Raw genomic sequence first — 1,544 nt, 5'->3', positions numbered from 1 at the left:
AATAGGGTGGTGAGTATATGGAGAAGACAGCTTTAAATTTTGGAGTATGATCTGTTTTTTTGGGGAGAAATGAGCTTATAGAAATACTCTTGATAAACGATAAAACTCTTTAACTGAGGCGTTGATTAGCTAAAACTAAAGAAAGATATAAATGCCGGTTTAGTCACAGCGGGATAACTAAAGCGGCATTTAGTAGTTCTAATCATTTTATAGATATTCGTTGCTCGAATTCTTGCGTAAAATCAACACTAAAGGAACTGAAGCCGTCGTTAACAATCTCTAAACCTGGATTTGACGAAACTCTAATAATTGCGGCGACTGAATCAGGGCAGATTGTTTCGGCAGGAATTACGTGAGTTAATTCCTCTGAAGAGTCAGCTTCATAGGGTGCGCATTCTTCTTGGGAAGATTGGTGTACATCAACAGTATCTACGCCGTAGATATCCCAATTAAACACCAGGTCTTCTTCGGAAGGGGAATACTCGCCAGAAATATTTGTTTCGACCTCAAAAAGAGGAGGCATTTCAAATGACAACGATGAATATGCGTCGCCATCGAAAATGATTTCGATTTGTCGTTCTTCACGACTAGGCTCTGGCAGATTTACACTGTAGTAAACCGCGCTGAAGGTTAAATCATAAGCTTTGTACTCAAACAAATCATAAGTTTCATCATCAATCTTCAAAAAGAACTTATTAGGTTCAGTGACGTCCACCTCTACTTGTTCAAATAGCCCAGCATCTTCATCTTGTTTTTCAAAAAGGCTAAATTGAAAGTTTAACTCCTTATCAGGGTTAACTGAATGAGTCTTAAGCTTATGAGTTTCATAAGTTGCCGTCAGTCCAACGTGTAATTGAGAATGATCGACGTCTGTAGAATCTTTATTTTCACAACCTGAAAATATTAATGCAGAAATAACAGCCGCTATATAGGAAATCAATTTCTTCATAATCCTGCCCTCCTTGGCAAACAGCTTATCGGTATGCCGCAGTCTTGATAAATATAATTTTTTCATCGTCCTTGATGCTTTTTCTGGTTTCATAGTTTATTAATTCATAGGCGAAATATAGTAGTAACCAGAGCTATTCGGCTTATGGATTGATTCAGCCACTGTTCCGTCCTCAATATCGTAGATTAGAAATATTTGGTCACCGTTACTGTTATACGCTTGCCCTTGATACAAACCTTTGTCGTATGGATGATCGCTAATATCGTAAGTAGCATAGCGACCAGATGCTGCAACTTCTGGCTCACCAATTAATCTATCCCCTGTTAGCGGGTTATACTGCACTAAAAAGCTTCGACTACTAGCGCCTTCAACATTAACCAAAATTACGAAACTCATATATCCAGAATAATCATAGTAATTCTGTTCACCGATTCCTGTATTAGGTATATCAGATTTCATTGCAGAACAAGTGATCTGGCCAGCGCCATAAGAAGCAATCAGGTCTGCAGGGATTACAGAATCAACAAGCGCAAGCTTCTTAGCAAGGCTTTCATCGTATTGATACCAATTGCACGACTCACCTAAAAATAGATCT

Annotated in this window: 2 protein-coding genes; both read right to left on the bottom strand. The window is 38.5% G+C overall.

Annotation, left to right across the window (positions count from 1 at the left end):
• Nucleotides 1-202 precede the first annotated feature (202 nt).
• On the bottom strand, nucleotides 203-949 hold the full coding sequence (locus A3761_RS19320; protein WP_068739609.1) for a hypothetical protein: 747 nt from the start codon (nucleotides 947-949) through the stop codon (nucleotides 203-205).
• Nucleotides 950-1,048: 99 nt separating this feature from the next.
• On the bottom strand, nucleotides 1,049-1,544 hold a 496-nt coding region (locus A3761_RS27945), incomplete at its 5' end, for a hypothetical protein (protein ID WP_197473124.1).

The organism is Oleiphilus sp. HI0123 (genome assembly GCF_001635315.1).
This window is presented reverse-complemented; position numbering and strand designations above follow the sequence as displayed.